The sequence below is a fragment of the Syntrophorhabdus sp. genome (genome assembly GCA_012719415.1).
Taxonomy (GTDB): domain Bacteria; phylum Desulfobacterota; class Syntrophorhabdia; order Syntrophorhabdales; family Syntrophorhabdaceae; genus Delta-02.
Map to the genome: position 1 here is coordinate 1 of JAAYAK010000092.1, position 2,454 is coordinate 2,454.

General features: G+C 57.0%; 2 protein-coding genes. Both read left to right on the plus strand.

Annotation, left to right across the window (positions count from 1 at the left end):
* Positions 1-126: 126 nt before the first annotated feature.
* Positions 127-771, plus strand: a complete 645-nt coding sequence (locus GXX82_05570; protein NLT22496.1) for a restriction endonuclease subunit S — start codon at positions 127-129, stop codon at positions 769-771.
* A partial coding sequence (locus tag GXX82_05575) for a type I restriction endonuclease subunit R (protein NLT22497.1) occupies positions 771-2,454 on the plus strand: 1,684 nt, incomplete at its 3' end. The genes GXX82_05570 and GXX82_05575, both read left to right, overlap by 1 nt.

Sequence of the window (2,454 nt, forward strand, 5' to 3'; positions counted from 1 at the left end):
GACCGCGAGACATCCCGCATCGACGAACTCATCACCAAGAAGCAACGCCAGATCGAGCTCCTCCAGGAAAAGCGCTCCGCCCTCATCAGCCACGTCGTCACTAAGGGGCTTGACCCGGACGTGAAGATGAAGGACTCCGGCGTGGAGTGGCTGGGGGTGATTCCGGAGCATTGGAAACAACTGGCGATTAAACGTTTAAGCATTGTCAAGCGTGGTGCATCCCCTCGACCAATTGATGATCCCAAGTATTTTGACGAAGACGGAGAATATTCTTGGGTAAGGATAGCAGATGTCACGGCAAGTAGTCGCTATCTTGAGACTACTACACAAAGGCTTTCTGACCTTGGAAAGAGTCTAAGCGTTCCTCTGAGTCCTGGCAGTTTGTTCATTAGTATTGCCGGAACTGTGGGCAAACCGATTATTGCAAAGATAAAATGTTGTATTCACGACGGTTTCGTATATTTTCCGCAGTATAAAGAAGATGCGAATTTTTTATATTATATTTTCGCAAGTGGACAACCGTATCAGGGATTGGGCAAATGGGGAACGCAATTGAACTTAAATACTGATACCGTTGGCTGGATACAGTTCGGGCTTCCCCCTATCGATGAGCAAAGAGCAATTGCCGCTTTCCTCGACCAGGAAACCTCACGCATCGACGAACTCATCGCCAAGATCACCCAGTCCATCGACCTCCTCCGCGAATACCGCACCGCCCTCATATCAGCCGCCGTTACCGGCAAGATCGACATCCGCGAGGAGGTTGCCTGATGCCAGTAGACCACAAGGAAATTGCCTTCGAAGCCGCTATCGAGCACCACCTCATCACCTCGGCCGGCTACGAAAAGGGCAACCCCGATGCCTTCGATCAGGAGAGAGGCCTTTTCCCCCAGGACGTGATCTCTTTCATTCAGGAGACCCAGCCCAAGGAATGGGAATACCTCTCCGCCATCCAGAAGGACAAGGCCGAGGCGACCCTTCTTGATGATCTCTGCCGGGCCCTCAACTCCGAGCACGAAGGATGCCTTTCCGTCCTGCGGCACGGGTTCAAATGCTTCGGGAAGACCTTCCGCATGGCCTATTTCGCACCTGCAAGCGGCATGAACCCCGATACCCTGAAGCTCTACCAGGCCAACCGCCTTGCGATCACCCGCCAGCTCCGGTACTCGCCAAAGCACGGCAATACCCTGGACGTGACCCTGTCGCTCAACGGGATCCCCGTCGCGACGGCGGAGCTCAAGAACCAGATGACGGGACAGACCTGGCGCAACGCGGTCACACAGTACAAGACAGACCGTGACCCGGCTGACCTCATCTTCCAGTTCAAGAAGCGCGCTCTCGTCCATTTCGCGGTCGATACGGACGAGGTTTACATGACGACGCGCCTCTCCGGCAAGAACACACGCTTCCTCCCCTTCAACAAGGGCTCAAACGGCGGCGCCGGCAATCCCGAGAACCCCGGGAACTACAAAACGGCCTACCTCTGGGAAGAAGTTCTCGAGAGGCACAGCTTCCTCGATATTCTGGCGCGGTTCATTCACCTCCAGGTGGAGGAGAAGAAGCTCGGGGACAGGAAGGTCAGGGTCGAGACGATGATCTTCCCCCGGTACCACCAGCTTGACTGTGTCCGGGCCCTGGTACACGATGCCCGCGGCCAGGGCGTGGGGAAGAACTACCTCATCCAGCATTCCGCCGGAAGCGGGAAGTCAAACTCCATCGCCTGGCTGGCCCACAGGCTCTCCAGCCTGCACAACGACAAGGATGAAAGGGTCTTTGATTCCGTCATCGTTGTCACGGACCGCGTGGTGCTCGACCAGCAGCTCCAGAACACCATCTACCAGTTCGAGCACAAGCAGGGTGTCGTACAGAAGATCGATATGGACTCCACGCAGCTGGCGGAGGCCCTTGGGTCCGGCGTGCCCGTTGTCATCACCACCCTCCAGAAGTTCCCCTTCGTCACGGAGAAGGTCGGTGAGCTCCCCATGCGCAGGTACGCCGTCATCGTCGACGAGGCGCACAGCTCCCAGGGAGGGGAGACCGCCGCGGAGCTCAAGGGAGTCCTCGCGGGGGCGGCCATAAAGGAGGAGGCGAAAGCGAAGGCCGAGGAGGAGGGCCTGCCCGATTACGAGGAGGAGATCCTCAAGGCCATGGCCAAGCGGGGGAAGCAACCGAACATCAGCTTCTTCGCCTTCACCGCGACCCCGAAGTACAGGACGATGGAGGTCTTCGGTGATCCCGGTCCGGACGGCAAGCCTCAACCCTTTCACCTGTACAGCATGCGCCAGGCCATCGAGGAGAACTTCATCCTCGACGTGCTCAAGCACTATACCACGTACAAGACATACCAACGGTTGATAAAATCCATTGAGGACGACCCGAAGGTGGAGAAGCGCAAGGCCGCCAGGGCACTTGCCCGCTTTATGAGTTTGCACCCACACAACATCGCACAGAAGA

What these genes read in the sequence shown, in the direction of transcription:
- GXX82_05570 (NLT22496.1), top strand. Translation starts at nt 127, where the DNA reads ATGAAGGACTCCGGCGTGGAGTGGCTGGGGGTGATTCCGGAGCATTGG.